Source organism: Wenyingzhuangia sp. IMCC45467 (assembly GCF_054111205.1).
On record NZ_CM134196.1, the window covers coordinates 2275565 to 2297005 of the forward strand.

Annotated in this window: 19 protein-coding genes; 10 read left to right on the top strand and 9 right to left on the bottom strand. The window is 30.8% G+C overall.

Translation table 11 applies throughout. The features are described from left to right. Positions 1-2: 2 nt before the first annotated feature. Positions 3-1085, bottom strand: a complete 1083-nt coding sequence (locus ACXGQT_RS09765) for an efflux RND transporter periplasmic adaptor subunit (protein WP_457828409.1) — start codon at positions 1083-1085, stop codon at positions 3-5. 165 nt (positions 1086-1250) lie between these two features. Continuing rightward, positions 1251-1652, bottom strand: coding sequence for a hypothetical protein (locus tag ACXGQT_RS09770; RefSeq protein WP_457828410.1), 402 nt, complete (start codon positions 1650-1652; stop codon positions 1251-1253). Positions 1653-1978: 326 nt separating this feature from the next. On the opposite strand from ACXGQT_RS09770, the gene secDF reads away from it, so the two are divergent. The 7 genes from secDF (at position 1979) to ACXGQT_RS09805 (ending at position 11914) form a co-directional block, all read left to right on the top strand. Beyond that, a complete protein-coding gene (gene secDF, locus ACXGQT_RS09775; RefSeq protein ID WP_457828411.1) occupies positions 1979-4954 on the top strand; it encodes a protein translocase subunit SecDF in 2976 nt (991 codons plus the stop codon). Positions 4955-5031: 77 nt separating this feature from the next. After that, complete coding sequence (hpt, locus tag ACXGQT_RS09780) at positions 5032-5562, top strand: hypoxanthine phosphoribosyltransferase (RefSeq protein ID WP_457828412.1); 531 nt, start codon at positions 5032-5034, stop codon at positions 5560-5562. 94 nt (positions 5563-5656) lie between these two features. Continuing rightward, positions 5657-6229 (top strand): adenylate kinase, encoded by a 573-nt coding sequence (locus ACXGQT_RS09785; RefSeq protein WP_457828413.1) that lies wholly within the window; start codon positions 5657-5659, stop codon positions 6227-6229. A gap of 124 nt (positions 6230-6353) precedes the next feature. Then, the gene (gene obgE / locus ACXGQT_RS09790; protein ID WP_457828414.1) at positions 6354-7352 is read left to right on the top strand and encodes a GTPase ObgE; all 999 of its coding nucleotides are present in this window, start codon (positions 6354-6356) and stop codon (positions 7350-7352) included. 117 nt (positions 7353-7469) lie between these two features. Next, positions 7470-8144 carry a response regulator transcription factor gene (locus ACXGQT_RS09795; RefSeq protein ID WP_457828415.1) on the top strand — a complete coding sequence of 225 codons (675 nt, stop codon included), beginning with the start codon at positions 7470-7472 and terminating at the stop codon, positions 8142-8144. Continuing rightward, on the top strand, positions 8141-9427 hold the full coding sequence (locus ACXGQT_RS09800; protein WP_457828416.1) for a sensor histidine kinase: 1287 nt from the start codon (positions 8141-8143) through the stop codon (positions 9425-9427). The genes ACXGQT_RS09795 and ACXGQT_RS09800 overlap by 4 nt, the downstream gene beginning before the upstream one ends. Before the next feature lie 69 nt (positions 9428-9496). After that, positions 9497-11914: a TonB-dependent receptor domain-containing protein gene (locus ACXGQT_RS09805; protein ID WP_457828417.1), complete on the top strand. Its 2418-nt coding sequence runs from the start codon at positions 9497-9499 to the stop codon at positions 11912-11914. 83 nt (positions 11915-11997) lie between these two features. On the opposite strand, the gene ACXGQT_RS09810 is transcribed toward ACXGQT_RS09805, so the two are convergent. Genes ACXGQT_RS09810 through ACXGQT_RS09820 form a run of 3 tightly spaced genes read right to left on the bottom strand, consistent with a single transcriptional unit; the run spans position 11998 to position 14596 of the window. Next, entirely contained in the window at positions 11998-12549 is a 552-nt protein-coding gene (locus ACXGQT_RS09810; protein ID WP_457828418.1) for a porin family protein, read from the bottom strand. Positions 12550-12609: 60 nt separating this feature from the next. Next, entirely contained in the window at positions 12610-14019 is a 1410-nt protein-coding gene (locus ACXGQT_RS09815; protein WP_457828419.1) for an ATP-binding protein, read from the bottom strand. 1 nt (position 14020) lies between these two features. Then, positions 14021-14596 carry a DUF4202 domain-containing protein gene (locus ACXGQT_RS09820; RefSeq protein WP_457828420.1) on the bottom strand — a complete coding sequence of 192 codons (576 nt, stop codon included), beginning with the start codon at positions 14594-14596 and terminating at the stop codon, positions 14021-14023. A 221-nt stretch (positions 14597-14817) separates the two neighbouring features. Between ACXGQT_RS09820 and ACXGQT_RS09825 the strand changes: the two genes are divergently transcribed. After that, positions 14818-15480, top strand: a complete 663-nt coding sequence (locus ACXGQT_RS09825) for a response regulator transcription factor (RefSeq protein ID WP_457828421.1) — start codon at positions 14818-14820, stop codon at positions 15478-15480. Positions 15481-15535: 55 nt separating this feature from the next. Next, complete coding sequence (locus tag ACXGQT_RS09830; protein ID WP_457828422.1) at positions 15536-17071, top strand: YifB family Mg chelatase-like AAA ATPase; 1536 nt, start codon at positions 15536-15538, stop codon at positions 17069-17071. Positions 17072-17073: 2 nt separating this feature from the next. Here ACXGQT_RS09830 and ACXGQT_RS09835 read toward each other — a convergent pair whose 3' ends face one another. After that, positions 17074-17916 (bottom strand): DMT family transporter, encoded by an 843-nt coding sequence (locus tag ACXGQT_RS09835; RefSeq protein ID WP_457828423.1) that lies wholly within the window; start codon positions 17914-17916, stop codon positions 17074-17076. Positions 17917-18116: 200 nt separating this feature from the next. Between ACXGQT_RS09835 and ACXGQT_RS09840 the strand changes: the two genes are divergently transcribed. After that, entirely contained in the window at positions 18117-18377 is a 261-nt protein-coding gene (locus ACXGQT_RS09840) for a hypothetical protein (protein ID WP_457828424.1), read from the top strand. Between the two features lie 73 nt (positions 18378-18450). Here the strand turns inward: ACXGQT_RS09840 and tig are convergent, their stop codons facing one another. From tig to ACXGQT_RS09855, 3 genes are all read right to left on the bottom strand, one after another. Next, positions 18451-19770: a trigger factor gene (tig, locus tag ACXGQT_RS09845; protein WP_457828425.1), complete on the bottom strand. Its 1320-nt coding sequence runs from the start codon at positions 19768-19770 to the stop codon at positions 18451-18453. A gap of 112 nt (positions 19771-19882) precedes the next feature. Beyond that, positions 19883-20647, bottom strand: a complete 765-nt coding sequence (locus tag ACXGQT_RS09850) for an alpha/beta fold hydrolase (RefSeq protein ID WP_457828426.1) — start codon at positions 20645-20647, stop codon at positions 19883-19885. Continuing rightward, entirely contained in the window at positions 20648-21373 is a 726-nt protein-coding gene (locus ACXGQT_RS09855; protein WP_457828427.1) for a pyridoxine 5'-phosphate synthase, read from the bottom strand. Positions 21374-21441 lie beyond the last annotated feature (68 nt).

A 21441-nucleotide genomic window follows, 5' to 3' on the forward strand; every position in this document is an offset into this window, starting at 1 on the left:
AACTACTCTGCATATAAATCTAAATGCGAAATAACATAGTCTGGTTTTACAAATTCTGATTCGATTTTGTCATTTTCTCTCACCAATCTTAATCCTTCAATTAGCACCCTATCTTTTTCAGACAAACCACTGGTAATAGCATATAAGTGAGGCATTTCTTGACCTACAGTAACTTCTCTAGACTTAATAACATTGTCTTTATCTACTACATACACATATTTTTTATCTAACACTTCATAGGTAGCTTTTTGTGGAATTAACAAAGCATTATTTACAGCAATAGTCGATAGAATATTTCCTGTTTCACCATGTCTTAACAATCCTTCTGGATTTGGAAAAGTAGCTCTAAAAGAAATATTTCCTGTTTCGTTATTAAACTCCGCTTCAATGGTTTCTACAACTCCTGAATGACCAAATACTCTATTATTTGGCATTAAAAGATCTACCTTAATTGGATTGTCTTTTTTTATTTGAGTTTTAATTTCTAAATACTCGGCTTCTGGAACATTGTAATACACCCACATTTTGCTGTTGTCAGAAAGACTAGATAGCAACTCTCCTTCATCTACCAAACTCCCTAACCTTACATGGAAACGATCAATAATTCCATCAAAAGGAGCTTTTATTAAGGTAAAATCTAAATGCACTTGAGCCAATGCTAATTCTGCTTTTGCTTTTGCTAATTTTGCTTTTGCCATGGCTAACTCATTTGGAGCTACCACGTTTTGATCGGCCAATTGTTTTGTGTTTTGATATTCTATATCAGCAAAACTTACTTCTGCTTTTGCACTTTCTAATTCAGCTTCGTATAGTTTTGGCATAATTTGAAATAAAGGCTGTCCTTTTTTTACAAAATCTCCTTCATCTACATAAATTTTCTCTAAGTAACCTCTTTCTTGAGCTCTTAACTCAATATGTTGAATAGAATGTATTTGACAGACATAATCTTGAACAACAGATGTATCCTTTTTTATAGGATTTGTTACCAAAAACTTAGTTTCTTCTTCTTTCTTTTCTTTTTCTTTTTTGCAGCTTGTATAAGACAATAGAGTACACAAACTAGCGAGCATAAGAACTCTCTTCATGATTAAATTATTTTAATTGAGTAATAAATTTGTTGATGTTTTATTTGAAATAAGTGTGTACAACAACACACAAAACCTCTACTCGTTAGTATCAATTACCAACAAATAAAGACGGAAGATTTTAAGCATTGCATATGAATACAACACTTAATTAAGTTTTAGAAATCAAATTCTGATTACACGGAGTAAGATGTATCTTTTACAAGATATTAAATGAGAAAACTTCTTAATAAAAGAAGCTTGTTGAATGTGATCAATAATGTAATCACTTTGAGGAGTAGCTGTACTTTTAGCAAAGTAAGGACTTGCTTTAAAGCTCTTTTTTAATGATGTAACTTCATCATCCTCACTGTCTGTGATTTCAATTTCACAATTTAATTTTTCAAAATGAGAAAGTGTAGATTTTGCTATGTAGGTATCATTTTTACCATGAGCAACACAGCTTGTATTTACTGTTTTAAATAAATTATCATTATTACCTACATGAGTATTAGCTCCAATTAAGTGTGCATAACCACTCAGGAGAATTATACTTAAAAATAAATATTTAACAAATAATTTTTTCATTTCGGAGCGAAATTACACAAAGTTGATTATTGAACCAAATATTCGCAAGTAAAAAACAATTTTAAAGAACCATAAAACACTCAAATAAAAACACTTATACACATTCCTTTTAGCAATTCTGTAATAGTCCTTAAAACTCATAAAAACCTATAACTATTATTATACCAAAACGGAAACCAACGTTTAAAAAGTTAAAATCGTATGCATAAATCATTAAGTTTTACGAATATGCTAAGAATTAATATATTAAAATTCGACTTTATTAAGTTGAAATATTATATTTGCACACTTACATAAAAAATACGTAGAGAAAACACATATAAAAAATGCAAAACAAAGGACTTATCAGACTATTTGCCATCCTTTTTGGATTAGTGAGTTTGTACTCTTTATCTTTTACTTTTTTCGCAAATAAAGTAGAAAAAGAGGCTCTTACTTACGCAACAGCAAATGCACAGGAAAACGACGGGAGAGAAATTGCTAAACTAGAAAAGAAATATCTTGATTCTGTTGCCAATATACCAGGAGTATTAGGATTTGGTGATTACACTTACAACGACATTAAAGACAAAGAAATTAACCTAGGTCTTGATTTAAAAGGTGGTATTAATGCTACTTTACAAGTATCTGTTAAAGATATTTTAATTGGGTTGTCTAACGAGTCTAAAAATCCTGTTTTTAACAAAGCTTTAGATGCTGCTACTGCTGCTCAAAAAAATTCATCAGATAGTTATTTTGAATTGTTTTACCAAGAATTTGAAAAAATTGCTGGTGATACCAAATTAAGTGATCCGTCAATTTTTGGAACCAAAAACTTAAGAGAAAAAATTACTTTTAACACTTCTGATGCAGAAGCAAAAGCCATTTTAGCTAGTGAAATTGATGCTTCTATTTCTACTGCTTTTCAAGTTTTACGTTCTCGTATAGATAAGTTTGGAGTAACTCAACCAAACATTCAAAGAATTGGTGCTTCTGGAAGAATTTTAATTGAACTACCTGGAGCTAAAGATGTAGAACGTGTTAAAAAATTATTACAATCTACAGCTGAACTACAATTTTGGGAAGTATACACAGGACAAGAATTGGTTCAATTCTTAGTAGCTGCAAACCAAAAAGTTTCTGAAATTATTGCTGAAGAAACTCCTGCTGAAAAAACAGTTGAGACTAAGAAAGACACAAATAGTGATGACTCTATTGATGCCCTATTAGGAGATGCTGAAACAGAAAACGACTCTATTGCAGCTAACAACAAAACAAGTTTATTTAGCTTTTTACAACCAACTGGTCAGGCATCATCTGTAATTGGATATGCTGCTGTTAAAGATACTGCTAAAGTAAACGAGTACTTAAACAACAAACAAGTTAGAGCTTTGTTAACTGGCGACTATAAATATGCTAAATTCTTATGGGATGCCAAGGCAACTAACGATATTTTACCTTTATACGCTATCAAATCTAACAGAAACGATAAAGCTCCTATTGAAGGAGATGTTATTTCTGATGCAAGTCAACAATTTGACCAACTAGGAGCCAACCCTGAAGTTAGCATGACCATGAATGGAAATGGATCTAAATTATGGGCTAAAATGACTGCAGAAAATAAAGGTAAATTTGTAGCCGTAGTTTTAGACAACTATGTATATACTGCTCCAAGAGTAAACGATGCTATTACAGGAGGAAGAACTTCTATTTCTGGAAACTTTACTGTTGAAGAAGCTACGGATTTAGCTAATGTATTAAAAGCTGGTAAATTACCTGCTGCTGCTCATATAATTCAATCTGAAGTAGTTGGTCCATCATTAGGGCAAGAAGCTATTAACGCATCATTAATCTCTTTTGCCATCGCTATTGTATTGGTATTAGGTTGGATGATTTTATACTACGGAAAAGCAGGTTGGTTTGCTGATGTTGCTTTGTTGGTAAACATTTTATTCATCTTTGGAATTTTAACTTCTTTTGGAGCCGTGTTAACATTGCCTGGTATTGCAGGTATTATTTTAACCATTGGTATGTCTGTAGATGCTAACGTAATTATATTCGAAAGTATTAAAGAAAACCTACAAGCTGGTAAAGGAATTACTGCTGCTATTGATGGAGGATTTAGTATTAAAGGAGCCTTGTCTGCCATTATAGATGCTAACATTACTACTTTATTAACAGGAGGAATTCTATATGTATTTGGAACAGGACCTATTCAAGGATTTGCATTTACATTAATTGTAGGTATTTTAACCTCTTTATTTACAGCTATTTTTATTACAAGATTGTTATTAGATGCTGCTACAGGAAAAGGAAAAACTTTGGCTTTTACTACTGCAACAACTAAAAAATGGTTTACAGGAATTGAAATTGAATTTTTACAAAAACGTAAAAAAGCATATATCCTTTCAGGAATTATCATCATTATTGGTTTAGGATCATTATTTACAAATGGATTAAACTACGGAGTTGATTTTATTGGAGGTAGAACTTATACTGTTCGTTTTGCCGAAACTGTAAAGTCTAATGATGTTGCTGCTTCTTTAAAAGAGCAATTTGAATCTGCTCCGGAAGTAAAAACTTATGGAAATGACAATCAATTAAAAATTACCACAAAATATTTAATTAACGAAGAAGGAGCTGCTACTGATGCAAAAGTAGAAACTGCTTTATTCAATGGATTAAAACAATACTTACCAGAAGGAACTACTCTTGAAGATTTTAAAGGTGGATTTACTGGTCAAACTATTGGAATTCTATCTTATGCTAAAGTAGAACCTACCATTGCAGATGACATTAAAGAAGCTGCTGGATGGGCTATTTTTGGATCTTTATTAGGAGTATTCTTATACATCTTATTAAGATTTAAAAAGTGGGAATACTCATTAGGAGCAGTAGTTGCTGTTTTCCATGATGTATTGGTAGTATTATCTGTATTCTCTATCACGTATAAATTAATGCCATTTGACATGGAAATTGACCAAGCATTTATTGCTGCTATCTTAACAGTAGTTGGTTACTCATTAAACGATACAGTGGTTATTTTTGATAAAATTAGAGAGTTTACAGAAACACATACTAAATGGTCTTTTACAGATGTTGTTAACAAAGGATTAAGTTCTACTTTAGGACGTACCATTAACACTTCTATTACTACATTGGTGGTATTAATTGCTATCTTCTTATTTGGAGGTGATAGTATTAAAGGATTTATGTTTGCTTTAATTATTGGAGTTGTTGTAGGTACTTATTCTTCTCTATTTATTGCATCACCAATTATGTATGATACTGTAAATAAAAAAGCAGCTAAAATAAAAGAATAAACATCTTGTTATTAAATTATACAAACCGTTCTATTAAATAGAACGGTTTTTTTATACAAATAATTCAATAAAATATTATGCTCAAAATACAAGACAAAACTTTTGTTCCCTACATTTCTATAAAAGCAATTAGCAGTGCTGTTAATAAAATAGCTGATGATATTTATTTAGATCATAAAAACGAAACGCCTTTATTTTTAGGTATTCTCAATGGCTCTTTTATGTTCTGTAGTGATGTATTAAAAGCCTACAATAGTACTTGTGAAATTAGTTTTATAAAACTAGCATCTTATCAACAAACACAATCTACAGGAAAAGTAAATGAGTTAATTGGACTCAATGAGGACCTAACCAACAGAACAGTAATAGTTCTTGAAGATATTATAGACACAGGAAATACCTTAGAAAAAATTGTAGCATTACTTAAACAAACCTCAGCAAAAGAAGTTAAAATAGCTACACTTTTCTTAAAACCAAGTGTATACAAAAAGAATATTAAAGTTAATTATGTGGGCTTAGAAATACCTAATAAATTTATTTTAGGTTACGGAATGGATTACGATGGTTTGGGTAGAAACTTACCTGAAGTATATGTTTTAAAAGACTAGATAAGTTTATTTCAACAATTCAACAGATATCCGTACATTTGCTTTCTTTAACAAATTATTATTTTCTGATATACAGGAATTTAAACAAATCTAGATGAAAAACATTGTTTTATTTGGCCCTCCGGGAGCAGGAAAAGGAACTCAAGCAGAAGTTTTAAAAGATAAATACAATTTAGTACACATTTCTACAGGAGATGTATTCCGTTTTAATATGAAAAACGATACTGAATTAGGAATACTAGCAAAGTCTTATATTGAAAAAGGACAACTAGTGCCTGATGAAGTAACCATTAATATGTTAGAAGCAGAAGTAGAAAAAAATCCACAAGCTAACGGATTTATTTTTGATGGGTTTCCTAGAACAGAATCTCAAGCAGCAGCTTTAGATGCATTTTTAGCTAAAAAAGAAGCTGGAATTAATGGAATGATTGCTTTAGAGGTAAACGAAGACGAATTAAAAACTCGTTTAGCTGAAAGAGCAAAAACCAGTGGTCGTGCTGATGATGCTGACCCTGTTGTGATTCAAAAAAGAATTGATACCTACAATGCTGAAACAGCACCTGTAAAAGGTTATTACGAAAAACAAAACAAGTACTACGGAATTAACGGTGTTGGTTCTATTGAAGGAATTACTGAATTAATTTCTAAAGTAGTAGATTCATTATAATTGGCAATTTGCCATAAGCTCTAGGCTATAAGCATATTTGCTTATAGCCTTTTTATTATTTTTGCAACAAATGTTTTAAACAACAGCTTATAGCATAAAGCTTTAAGCCTAAAGCACCAAAAAAATGACTGACGGGAATTTTATAGATTATATTAAAATATACGCTGCCTCTGGAAAAGGAGGGCAAGGTTCTATGCACTTACACAGAGAAAAGTATATTGAAAAAGGAGGACCTGATGGTGGTGATGGTGGACGTGGTGGTCACGTAATTTTACGTGGAAACAAGGAAATGTGGACCTTGCATCATTTACGTTTTTTAAAACACACTAGAGCTGGCCACGGAGGTGCTGGTAGCGCTAGTAGAAGTACTGGTGCAGATGGTGAAGACAAATATTTAGAAGTACCTTTAGGAACCATTGTACGTGATGCAGATACCCAAGATATTTTATTTGAAATTACCGAAGACAAACAAGAAATTATCTTATGCGAAGGAGGTAAAGGAGGTTTAGGAAACTGGCACTTTAAAAGTTCTACCAACCAAACGCCAAGATATGCACAACCAGGTATGCCAATTGTTGATGGATGGTTTCAAATAGAGTTAAAAATATTAGCTGATGTTGGTTTGGTAGGGTTCCCTAATGCAGGTAAATCAACGTTACTTTCAGTAGTAACTGCCGCCAAACCAAAAATTGCAGATTATGCTTTTACTACCTTAAAACCCAATGTTGGTATTGTAGGCTATAGAGATTACCAAAGTTTTGTAATGGCCGATATTCCTGGAATTATTGAGGGTGCTAACGAAGGAAAAGGTTTAGGACATTATTTTTTACGTCATATTGAACGTAATTCTACTTTGTTATTTATGATTCCTGCAGATTCTGATGACATTAGAACGGATTATAAAATTCTTTTAAACGAATTAGAACTACACAATCCAGAATTGCTTCATAAAGACCGATTACTAGCGATAACTAAGTCAGACATGCTAGATGAGGAATTAAAAGCAGAAATGGAACAGGAGCTTCCTGAAGGCATTAAAACACTTTTTATTTCATCAGTAGCAAACATTGGTATTACAGAGTTAAAAGATGAACTTTGGAAAATGTTAAATAAAGAAGTATAAACTTAGTTACATAAACCTAAAAAGGTCGATTTAGAAATATCTAAATCGACCTTTTTTTATAAACATGATTTTGATAAAATTCTAAATTTCTTCCAAATTGATGTGTTATTTTGCAATATGAAAATCCTGATCATAGAAGACGAAATAGAACTGGCTAAAGATATTATGAATTATCTTTCTAGCGAACAGTACCTATGTGAGTGGGTGACAAACTACAACAATGCCATAGAAAAAATATTTACTCATGAGTATGATTGTATTCTGTTAGATTTAATGTTACCTGGAGGCAATGGAATCTCTATACTTGAAACGTTAAAACAACAAAGAAAGCAAGAAGGAGTAATTATTATCTCGGCAAAAAACTCACTAGAAGATAAAATTAAAGGGTTAAAATTAGGAGCTGATGATTATTTAGCCAAACCTTTCCATCAGGCTGAATTGGCAGCAAGAATTGAATCTTTAATTAGAAGAAAGCAATTTGACAGCAACAATATCATCACCCAAAAAGAATTATCTATAGATATTCATTCTAAAACAGTTACAATAAACAATCAACTTGTTAACCTTACCAAAAAGGAATTTGACCTTTTGTTATTTTTTATCGGAAATAAAAACAAAGTACTATCAAAAAGCACATTAGCAGAACATTTATCTGGTGATTTTGCTGATATGTTTGACAATCACGATTTTGTTTATGCTCATGTAAAAAACCTAAAAAGAAAATTAAAAGAAAGTAACTGCAACGATTATCTTAAAACAATTTACGGAACAGGTTATAAATGGGAACAATGACAAAATTACTAAACAGGCCACTTAAAGCCTTTACTATTTATTCATTAATAATCTTAATTATTAGCATTCCAGTATATGTGTTAGTAGTAGATCGTATTTGGGTTGAAGAACTTGATGAAAACAATTGGTTAACTTTAGAACACACCAAAAAAAGACTAAAAGCAAAGGCATTTACTATAGAAGATATTGAAAAAATCAATCAAATTTGGGGTGAGTTACAACCTGGTGTTTCAATTTTAAAAAGTAATGATCAAGAAAAATTTAAAGACAGTGTTTACGAAGTAATTAGACCAAACTCTTATGATTTAGATGATGGAGAAGATCGCTTTAGAGGATTAAAATCATACTTAAACATTAATGGAGAACCTTATGAAATTACCATTGAAACCAATGTTGAAGAAGCTGACCAAACGCTAATAGCAATAGCATTGGTTACTTTATGTTTCTTTTTATTGTTAATTATTGGTTTTATATTACTCAACCGAAAAATCGCCATCAATAGCTGGAAACCTTTTTACAAAACATTACAATCTTTAAAACTATTTGACATTACTAAAGACACCAGTATTAAATTGGTTAAAACGGACATTCAAGAGTTTCAAGAACTAAATTATTCATTAGAAAAATTAGTAAAAAACAATAGTAACGCCTATCAACAGCAAAAGTTATTTATAGAAAATGCCTCACATGAACTGCAAACTCCTATTGCATTGTTAAAATCTAAATTAGATTTGCTAATTCAAGAAAAAGAAGTTACTCCTAAAATAGCTGAAATAATCAATAACATAGAAATTCCTTTATCGAGGTTGTCTAGAATTAATAAAAATTTATTGATTCTTGCCAAAGTAGAAAATCGACAATACAATGAATTAGAAAGCTTACATGTTGACCATTTTATCAATACCTCTTTTTTATTGTTAAGTGATTACATCAATAGCAAAAACATAACTGTAACTCAAAATATCAAAAGCACTATTGAGGTACAGGCAAATTATTTTTTGCTAGAAACACTAATCAACAACTTATTATCTAACGCCATTAGGTATACTCTTGTTGATGGAGAAATTAAAATAACACTAGAAAACAATACTCTGTTTATTAGCAACTCAGGAAAAACTGCTTTACATAAAGAACAGTTATTTGAGCGTTTTTCTAGCTTGTCTCAAGAAAAATCAAGTAGTGGATTAGGGCTTGCTATTATTAAAGAGATTGTAAACAAATACAAATGGAGCATTAATTATCATTATCAAAACGGTTTCCATACATTTTATATTCAATTCTAAAAAATTCTAAATTTCTTCTAATTTGAATTAGACATTTGTCTTGTAAATAATTTTACCAAAAAGTATCAAATGAAAAAAATAAAATCAATAATAGCGTTGTGTTTAATGCTATTGTCTGTGAGCTTAATCGCTCAGAAATCATCTGTAAACATCTCTGGAACTATAAAAAATAAAGTTTCAGGAGAAACACTCCCTTTTGTAAGCGTTTCTTTAAAAACATCTCTGCAAGAGAAACTTATAGACGGAACTATTTCTGACGAGAATGGTTTATTTGTTCTTAAAAATATAAAACCTGGAGACTATATTTTAGAAGTAAGTTATGTAGGATATCAAAAATATTCATCACCATTATTTATTGGTTCAAAATCTGAGTTTATCAATATTGGGGTTGTCAATATCAAAGAAAACATAGAGCAATTAAATCAAGTTGAGTTAACTGCAAAACGAAATGCCGTTAATAGTGCTATGGATAAAAAAACATATGCTTTAGACAACAATGTAAGTCAAAGCGGAGGAAGCGTATTACAATCTATGAGTAATTTACCTGGAATTACTACACAAGATGGTCAAGTTCAGTTGAGAGGTAACCCAAAAGTAATGGTGTTAATTGATGGAAAACAAACAGCTATTACAGGCTTTGGAAATCAAAATGGATTAGACAACATTCCTGCTTCTGCTGTTGATAAAATTGAAATCATCAACAATCCATCAGCAAAATACGATGCAAATGGAAATGCAGGAATCATTAACATTAAACTTAAAAAAGAAGACAAAAAAGGGTTTAACGGAAAAGTTGGTTTGTCTACTGGATTGGGAGCTTTATGGGTGCGTAAAGAAAATTTACCCGGAATTAGACCACAATACCAAGCAACACCTAAAATAAATCCATCGGTATTATTAAACTACAGAAAAGAAAAAGTTAATTTCTTTTTACAAGTAGACAACCTTTATACAGAAACACTAAACAAAAATGAATTTGTTACCAGAACTTATACTGATGGTAGTATTATAAATCAACAAACAAAAAGAAACAGAAACACTAATTTCTTAAATTCTAAATTTGGAGTAGATTGGTTTATGGATGATTTTAATACGCTAACCATATCGGGGCTTTATAGTCAAGAATCTATTAAAGATTATGGAGATCAACCTTTTTTTAATGGCAGTACAAATCAAAACACAAGACTTTGGCAATTTTTAGAAGATGAAGTATTAACCGCTGCAATGGCTTCTGTTGTCTATGAGCATAAATATCAACAACCAGGTCACAAATTAAATGTTGGGGTTAATTATACGTTTGACAGAGAAGATGAAAAATACTTTTTTGACAATACAGTTCCAGGAAGTTATCAAGAAAAAGAGTCCTTCTTTTTAATTGCTGATCAAAAAGTATTAGATGTAAATATTGATTATACAAAACCTTTAAAGCATGGTCTTTTAGAAACTGGAATTAAATTTAGACGTAGAGAAATCCCTACCAATATGCAATTCAACCCATCGGCAAACAATTCTGTATTAGATACTGGAGCTGATGGAAAAGCCACTTATAAAGAAATTATTCCAGCAGTTTATGGAAACTTACTTTATGAGGTAAAAAAGTTTGAAGCAGAAGTTGGATTAAGAGTAGAATATATGGATTTAAACTATGATGTAGACCCAAATCATAACACTTATAAAAGCAACGGATATCATTATTTTCAACCATTTCCAAACGCTAGAATTTCATATAAAATGGACAATCGTAGTAAAATATCTGCTTTTTACAACAGAAGAGTTGATAGACCTGACGAGGGAGATATTAGAATTTTTCCAAAATACGATGATGCAGAAATTATCAAAGTTGGGAATCCTGCTTTAAATCCACAGTTTACTAATAGTTTTGAATTGGGATATAAAAACAATTGGAACAGAGGATATTTTTATGGAGCTACCTATCATAAAATTTCGGAAGGAACTATTTCAAGAGTAGCCACTGCTATTAACAATGGAACGCTTATTTATAACACATCACAAAACATAGGAAAAAGCTACAATACAGGTATTGAAGTTGTAATTAGCCAAGAGTTTAGCAATAAAATAAATATGAATTTAAACCTAAACGGTTATTATAATAAAATAGATGCTTTTACTATTTCTAATTTATACCCAAGTCCTCATACCTTTACTTCAGAAGAGCAAGATGTGTATTCTGGAAACATTAAATGGAATACAAATTATAAGTTCTTAAAAAACACCAATGCACAAATCACCGCTATTTATTTAGCTCCGGACATTATTCCACAAGGAACTATTGATGCTAGATTTTCTTTAGACTTTGGAGTAAAAACTACCATTCAAAAAGGAAAAGGAGAATTGTTTTTTAACGCTACAGATTTGTTAAACACCATGGTTATCCGTCAAAAAATTACAGGAAGCAATTTTAACTACACTAGTGATAATTATTACGAAACACAAGTATTAGGATTAGGATACAGTTATAAATTTTAAATTTACTGTCTATTCATTTCATTAAAAAAGCTCAAGATTAATTTAATCTTGAGCTTTTTATTTAATTTTTTGTGTGTGACATCTTATAAATTAATCCCTACAAAAACCTGATATAAAGTATTAAATTCATCAGCATCTTTATAAGCACTACTTAATCCATGGTAGTATCTTACACCTAAAGTAATTCCTGGATTAATGGCAAAACCAACACCTCCGTTTATTCCCCAATCAAAAGTATTAGGTTCGGTAGTTTTTGTTGAAGTACCAAAGACAAGATTTGTTTCTTCTTTTTTACTAATATTCACCCCAAACTGAGGCCCTAATTCCACATATAAAGGTTTAAAAATATAGCCTTTAAACATTAAAGGTATTTGGATGTAATCCATTTTTACAGTTTCATTTGCACCATCTTTAAACCCTAACTGAGAATAGATTACCTCTGGCTGAAAAGAAGTGTGTTCACTTATTTCATGTTCTCCATAGATACCTATATGGAATCCATTTCTATTGTCTACATCACCATTTCTTAATGATGAAAGATTATAACCCGCCTTAATACCAAAATATGATTTGTTTTCTTGTGAAAAAGCAACAACAGAAAACAACGCTGCAACAACTAAAAATTTAAATTTCATAATTTTCGTTTTTTATGTTAATACTTAACTTCCTTTACAAAGAACGCACCAATTTATTAATTATTTTTCTGTGGGCACAACAATATGTACCGTAGTACCTTGTTTTTCTTCCGATAAAATTCTTAATTCCCCTCCAATATAATTCACTCTTTCTCTCATAAACCTAAGACCATTTCCTGTTCCTTTATAAGTATCTGTTTTCTTAGGATTAAAACCAATTCCATCATCTTCAACCTTAATTTTTAAATAAGAATCTGTATGATCTAAGGTGATTAATATATATTCCGACTTAGAATATTTTAAAGCATTGTTTACTGCTTCTTGAACAACTCTGTAAATATTTACTTCAACATTATTATCTAAGCGTTTATCAAACTCTGAAATATTTTCATATAAAACCTTGTGACCAGTAAAATTCCCCACCATGTTGCTCATTTTACGAATGGCAGATGCTACTCCATGATCTGTTAACTCTGGTGGAGCCAAACTAAAAGTTACAGCTCTTACATCTTTAATTAATTGACCAAAAACTTCTTTTACAGAGTGTAAACTTTCTTCGGCTTTGTTCGTATTAGAAAAATCAATACCATCAATACTAAAACGCAAAGCAGTTAACATTTGTCCAATTCCATCGTGAATATCTTTTGCTATACGTTTACGTTCATCTTCTTGAGCTGTCATAATTTGTTGAGACAAATCTTTTTGAGATTGCACCTCTGCTACAAACTTATTTCTATTAGCTCGTTGCATTTCCATACCCGCATGCTTACGCTTGGTAATATCGTGACAAACAATTAATCTACGTTGAGAATTCTTTAGATTATCCATGTTAATAATAGACATTTCAATCCAAAAAATATCTCCTGCATGGTTGGTTAACCTTAATTCTTTATTTACCAATTCACCAGTAGCCGTACTTAATACTTTTCTAATTTTATGATGTTGATTGTGTTTATAAGTTAACACTTCTTCAAACTTTCTAAATGTTAAATCTTCTTTATGCCCTAAATATTCCTCAAATTTTTTACTGATGTATGCAATTCTATTTTCATCAGTAATGGTAGCATATAAAACAGCATTATTTACAGCAAAATTAAGTTCTCTAAATCTTAACAAAGTATTTTCTCTAGATGATAAAGGCCTGTCATTGGTATTAACATTGTTTTTAATAGCTAATAAATCCGTAATCAAATCCAAATAAGTAATATAGGTAGGTCTAATTAATTTAAACAAAATCCAACCTAAATAACTTAAAATAAAAACTGATATAAATCCTAAGGTAATTTTTAAATCATTAATGTCGTCTTTGGTCATTAGAACGGTATTCTCTTCAGATAGTTGGTTTTGTACAATATAACTCATCACAATAACCACCACAAAAAGCAAAAAGAATGCTCCTGATATTTTTGACCTCCTTCTTTGTAAAAGCGATCGTTCTCTATCTGATAAATACGTATCTAATAATCCCATATTATGCCAATGCTTTTTGCACTAAAGCCAAGCCTGATGCAGAAAAAGATAATTGCAAAGCGGCATTGTGACCTTTTTCGGACATTTTAGCCCAAGTCTTTTGTACAATATCTATTATTTTTTCCTCGCTATGTTTTTCTGCAAACTCATCAAAATAAAACTCTAAAAACACCAAACAAATTACATCTTCTAGCGCTTGTGTTAATTCGTTTTTCTTTAATTGTTTTTTTAACAACATAAACTGAACCTCATCTATCACCTCTTGATCATAGCCAACTGAGCTTAAAATTTCTGCTGCTTTATTGGCGTGTAATTTTTTTAAATCATTTCTCCATGTTAAATACCCAACTCTATCCATAGGATAGGTATCTCTAGGAATTTCCCATCTACAAATATGCTGACATCTTGCTGCTAATTTTAAAGACTCAGGAGCATCGGGCATAAAAACATCTAAACGTTCAGACATACGAACTCCGTAAATGTATTCTTTAGCATAAGTTACTCCCTTATACTCCTCTGTGTTTGGGTCTTGTTTATTGGCTTGATCCATTAAATCAATAGCTTGGTCAAATTTCATGATTTGTTGTTTTTTGGTTTTATAAAGCTAATCATATTGTTTTTATTTAAACAATCTAATTATTTACAAAGTTCGTAAAAATGGTACAATTATCGCTGTGTACTAGGTAATAATACGTATTTTTAAAAATTACGTAGATTTTTCTGTGTAATTACGTATTTTCGTTGTAATTTTACGTATTATATAGTTAAGTATCTGATTTTACAATAATTATCCTTAAAATGAGCCAAATAAACATTTTATTAGTAGACGACCACTTGCTTGTTAGAAATGGTTTAAGATCACTTTTAGAAAGTGAACCTAACTTTACTGTAGTTGGGGAAGGTACCAATGGACAAGAAGGTGTGGATATGACAATAAAATTAAATCCAGATATTTTAATTATTGACGTTAGAATGCCCGTAATGAATGGTATTGATGCTGTTGCCAAACTAACTGAATTGGGAACAAGCACAAAATCTATCATTCTTTCTATGCATGACTCAGAGGAATATATTTTAAAAGCAATATCTGCTGGTGCTAGCGGATACTTGCTAAAAGACACCAATAAAGATGAGTTTGTTAAAGCTATTACCAACGTGTACAATGGTGGTAAATACTTTAGTGGTGATACAACAGATGCTATTGTTAAAAGCTTAATAAACGGGGCAGCTACTCCAAAATCTACTCCTTTTAACAACAATTCCGAAGCCTCTAAATTAACCCGTAAAGAATCTGAAATTTTAGAATTTATCTTAAACGGATTTACCAATTTAGAAATTGCAGACAAACTAGGAAAAAGTAAACGTACTATAGAAACACATCGATTTAACTTAATGAAAAAATTAGATGTTAAAAACCTAGTAGAACTCTCTAAAAAAGCACAAGAATTAGGTTTCCAATAAAACTTTTTTAAACTATATATTTTTTAACTTTAGCAGAAAAGAAATTAATTTTGCTATGTTAGAAAAAGTTTATGCCGCTTCCTTTTTAGGAGTCGATGCTACTATTATTACCATTGAAGTTAATATTGATGCTGGTATTGGCTATCATTTAGTCGGTTTGCCAGACAATGCAGTCAAGGAAAGTAATTTTAGAATTCATGCTGCCCTAAAAAACAACAACCTACATTTTCCAGGAAAAAAAATCACCATCAATATGGCTCCTGCAGATATGCGCAAAGAAGGAACTGCTTATGACATCTCTTTAGCCATTGGAATTTTAGCCGCTTCTAAACAAATAAACAACTCAAAATTACAAGACTATATCATTATGGGAGAACTTTCTTTAGATGGAAGTTTACAACCCATTAAAGGTGTTTTACCTATTGCCATTGAAGCCCAAAAACAAGGTTTTAAAGGAATGATACTTCCTGTAGAAAACGCAAAAGAAGCTGCTTTAATAGATGATTTTGAGGTATACGGTTTACAAAACTTAAGTGATGTAATCGATTTTTTAGATGATAACAAAACTTTTGAACCTTTACTTTTTGATACTCAAAAATACTTGGAGGAAATAGAAAACAAATTCTCTTTTGATTTTATGGATGTAAAAGGACAAGAATCTGTAAAACGTGCTTTAGAAATTGCAGCATCGGGCGGACATAATATTTTACTAATTGGCCCTCCAGGATCTGGAAAAACCATGCTTGCCAAAAGATTGCCAAGTATTTTACCCTCTATGTCTTTACACGAAGCCATAGAAACCACCAAAATTCATTCTGTAGCTGGTAACACCAAAAACAAAGAAGGATTAATCTTAGAACGCCCTTTTAGATCTCCCCACCATACAGTTTCCGATGTAGCACTTGTGGGTGGAGGTCAATACCCACAACCTGGTGAAATATCATTAGCTCACAATGGAGTTTTGTTTTTGGATGAATTACCCGAATTTAAAAGAAGTGTTTTAGAAGTAATGAGGCAACCTCTAGAAGACAGAGAAGTAACCATTTCTAGAGCCAAATTCACCATTACTTACCCAAGCAGTTTTATGCTAATTGCTAGCATGAATCCATCTCCGAGCGGTGATTTTATTAATGATGATAATAAAATACAATCATCATCTTTAGAAGTTAAAAAATATCTTAATAAAATTTCAGGTCCCTTATTAGATAGAATAGATTTACACATAGAAGTAAACCCTGTTCCTTTTGATAAATTGAGTAATGAAATTCCTGCTGAACCTAGCAAATCTATCAAAGAAAGAGTACAACAAGCCAGAAACATTCAAACAAAAAGATATGAACAAGAAAACAACATTCATTACAATGCACAAATGGATGTTAAGCATATTAAAAAATATTGCAAACTAAATCAAGACACTAAAAACTTGCTTAAAAAAGCCATGGAATCTTTAAACTTATCTGCCAGAGCTTATGATAGAATTTTAAAAGTAAGCAGAACTATTGCTGATTTAGACAATGCCGAAAATATAGAATCGCAACACATTGCAGAAGCTATTCAATACAGAAGTTTAGACAGAGAGCACTGGATATAATATTAACTTTTTTTACTTTTTAGGTAAACATTATAAATCAACCCAAACATAATTAAAAACACACCTAAAAGAGTCCACAAGTTATATATTTCTCCATACCAAAAAGCTCCAATTACAATCATAAAAACTACCTCTAAATATTTTAAAGGAGCTATTACATTTGTTTCATAAAACTGTAACGCTTTTGTTAAATACAATTGACCAACATAACCAAAAACACCTAAACTCAGTAAAAGTAACCATTCTATAAGATCTGGATTTTTCCAATGATTGATAGACATTACTCCTCCAAAAACAAATGCCATTACCATAAAATAATTAATGATTACTAGTGAGTTTTCCGAATCGCCAATTTTACGAATTAAAACAAAAATGATTCCTAAAAAAATTGCAGATAAAAGCACTAAAATAATACCTGTAGAACTTACATCTACTCCAAATCCTTTAATAATTAAAACCCCTGAAAATGCTATTAAAAATAATATCCACTGTACTGGCTTAATTTTTTCTTTTAAAAAAGCATAGGCAAAAATTGCAGCAAAAATTGGTGATGTATATCTTAATGAAACAGCTGTACCAAGAGCTAAGTAATTTAATGATTGAAAAAAACAGGTTAAAGAAATAACTCCTGCAGCTCCTCTTAACAACAACCATTTTTTATGAGTACCTAGTATTGGAATTTTGCGTTTTATAATTAATGGTATTGTAAAGCACAAAGTACCAATAGATCTAAAAAAAACGATTTGATAGGCATTAAAATCATTTAAATATTTTACTACTGTATTCATTAGCGAAAATGCTACAACACTAAGAATCATATATAAAATGGCTCTAGAACTTTTCATAAAAACTTTCTATTTAAATGATTTAAAAGCTGTAAAAGTAGTATTAATAGATTTTAAATTACTTTACAATAAAACAAATATTTAAACCTGTGTAATATTAAACAAGGAATGCAGTATCCATTTATATCTTGACAAATACAATCCTTTTTATTAACTTAGGAATGACCTACTTGATACAAAAACTTTAAAAATATATTATTATGCTGCCATTTAGAACCGAAATACGAAACAGTCCAAAATGTCAAACCTTAAAAGTTTATATTAACGACACTAGTTGTGACATGGAATGTAAAGATTTATTAAAAAACATTAGTGGAATTGAATCTATAGAAATTCAAAAATCTATAAGCCGAGATAGAGTTGAAGAAAACTTAACTATTTACGTTCACGATCATGCAGATGTAAACAGAGTACAAAAACTAGTTGAAAATAAATTAGACGAACATTTTGCTTTTGATTAAATCCATTAAAAACATCAGCATAAAAAAAAGCGTTCCAAAATTGGAACGCTTTTTTATTTATAAGATTTAAAGATTATTTGTAAACTTCTTTCACAAAATCTTCATAAGTAACTTCTTTTTCATCAAAAGAAATTTTCTCTTTATATAAGTCTAATAATTTGTTGCTAATTAATTGAGTTTGTAATCTCTTAGCCTCATCTTGGTTTTGTAACACACGCATTGCAATATCTTCTAACTCTTTATCCTCAGGGTTCATTTGACCAAATTGAGCCATTTGTTGTCTAATAAATCCAATAGCATAATCTTTCAACTCTTGGAAATCAACTTTTACATCGTTATCCGCCATTACTTTACCTTCAATTAATTGGTAACGTAAACCTTTTTCAGACTTTTCGTATTCAGCAGCAGCTTCTTCTTCTGTTAATGGCTTTTCTCCAGCTGTTCCTAACCACTTAATTAAAAATTCTTTAGGTAAATCAAAAGAAGTATTTTCAATTAAATTTTCAGTAATAGCATTTAATAAGTGCTGATCTGCTTGTTGTGCAAATTGTCCTTCGGCATCTTCTTTAATTTTATTTCTTAATTCTGTAACAGAACTAACAACTCCTTCTCCAAAAATTTTATCAAAAAATTCTTGATCTAATTCAGAAGGCTCAGTATAGCTAATTTCTTCAATTTTAAAAGTTAAAGCAATTGCTAAATCAGCAACCTCTTCTACTTTTAAACCTAAAGATGCAGCCAACTTGGTGTCTTCGTTAAATAAATTTTTAGATTTTAATTCTAAAACATCACCAACTTTAGATCCAATGAATTTCTTTGCGTTTAATTTTCCTTTGATATCTTCTAAAGTAACTGAAGCCTTAGTTTCAATTCCTTCTTCTTCATTCGCAAACACTCCAGCAACTGTTGAGTTTTCAGCAACTTCTTCTTGAGAAATTACATTTCCAAAACGGTTTTGTAAGTTTTCAACCTCTTTGTCAATTAACTCATCGTTAGCAACAATGTTAAATTTTTTAATTTTTGCTTTCGCTAAATCAACATTGATTTCAGGAGCCAAACCTAATTCAAATTCAAAAGAGAAGTTTTCAGCATCCCAGTTAAAATCCTCATTCATTTTTGGAATAGGATTTCCTAAAATATCTAATTTTTCTTCAGTCAAAAAGTTATTTAAAGACTCTTGTAACAACTTGTTTACCTCATCTACCATTACTGACTTTCCGTACTGCTTTTTTACCAATCCCATTGGCACTTGTCCTTGTCTAAACCCAGGAATATTTGCCTTTTTACGATAATCTTTTAATACAGAAGCAACTTTATCTTGATAATCCTCTGCTGTAATATCAACTTTAACTACTGCATTTAATGCATCGATATTCTCTTTAGTAATGTTCATTTGACTATTTTATTTAAAATCTCTAAAAAATTGGGTGCAAAAATACGATTTTTTTATTAAGCTACAAAAGGTATAATTAATTCATGCTCAATTGCTTTAATTCTTAATTATCTTATTTTAAAAACAAAATCAACTTATTATAAAATTCTACTGGATTTTCTGCATGCAACCAATGTCCTGCATTAGATACTGTTTCTATTTTTGCATGTTCAAAATGTGCTGTAATCAAACCAAAGTCATCATCTAAAATATAGTTTGATTTTTCTCCTCTTAAAAACAACACTTCTCCGCTATAAGTAGTAAAAGACGGTAAAGCCTCTCCTACTTCAGGATTATTTTCTGTTAAACTTTGTAAATTAAAACGAAAAGCCATTTCCGTTTTGGTTTTTCTGTACACGTTTTTTAATAAAAACTGACGAACACCTTCTTCTGGAATTCTTTGCTTTAAAATATCATCAATTTCAGATCTTAATTTTATTTGTGAAAAATCAATACTATTTAACGCATCAATAATAGTATGATGGTGCGGAGCGTAATATTTTGGAGCAATATCTACTACAATTAATTTCTCTACCAATTCTGGATATTCCACAGCAAATAACATAGCTGTTTTCCCTCCCATGGAATGACCTAAAACAATGGCTTTATCAATATTTTTTACCTCAAAATACTGTTTTAAATCTTGCACCATTAACTCATAACTAAAATCATCCGTATGAAAACTACGTCCGTGGTTACGTTGGTCTACCATGTGAACTTCAAAATCTTCAGCTAATTTATTAGCATGAGACTTCCAATTGTCTCCCATTCCAAAATATCCGTGAAGAATTATTAACGGAAAACCTGACCCTACAATATTTGAATGTAAAACTTCCATTTAATATATGTCTTGTAATTTATATAAATACATATTTACTACGTTTTGTAAACCGTAGTACAATGCTTCTGATATTAAAGCGTGTCCTATAGAAACCTCATCTAACTCAGGAATATTTTTTGCGAAAAAATTGATGTTTTTTAAACTTAAATCATGCCCTGCATTTACTCCCATTCCTAATTGCTTGGCCAATTTAGCAGCTTCGGCATATTCGGTAATCACCCCTATGTTTCCTTTTCCGTATTCCACAGCAAATTTTTCGGTATACAACTCTACCCTATCAGCACCTGTAGTAGCGGCAGCTTCAATCAACGCAGGATTTCCTGTATCAATAAAAATAGAGGTTCTAATACCAGCTTCTTTAAACTCTGCAATAACATCGGTTAAAAAAGATTGATGGGTAATGGTATCCCAACCCGCATCTGAAGTAATATTATCATCTCCATCGGGCACCAATGTTACTTGTTTTGGTTGTACATCTAAAACCAATTTTTTAAACTTTGGTATTGGATTTCCTTCTATATTTAATTCCGTAGTTACTATTTCCTTTAAGTCAAAAGCATCTTGATAACGGATATGACGTTCATCTGGCCTTGGGTGAATGGTAATTCCTTGCCCTCCAAACTCTTCAATATCCTTTGCCACTTGTACTAAATTAGGCACATCACCTCCTCTTGAATTTCTTAATGTAGCTATTTTATTAACATTTACGCTTAATACCGCCATATTCTGTATTTTTATGTTGGCAAAAATATTCAAAATAGAACGAACAACTAACAATTTTCATTAATTTG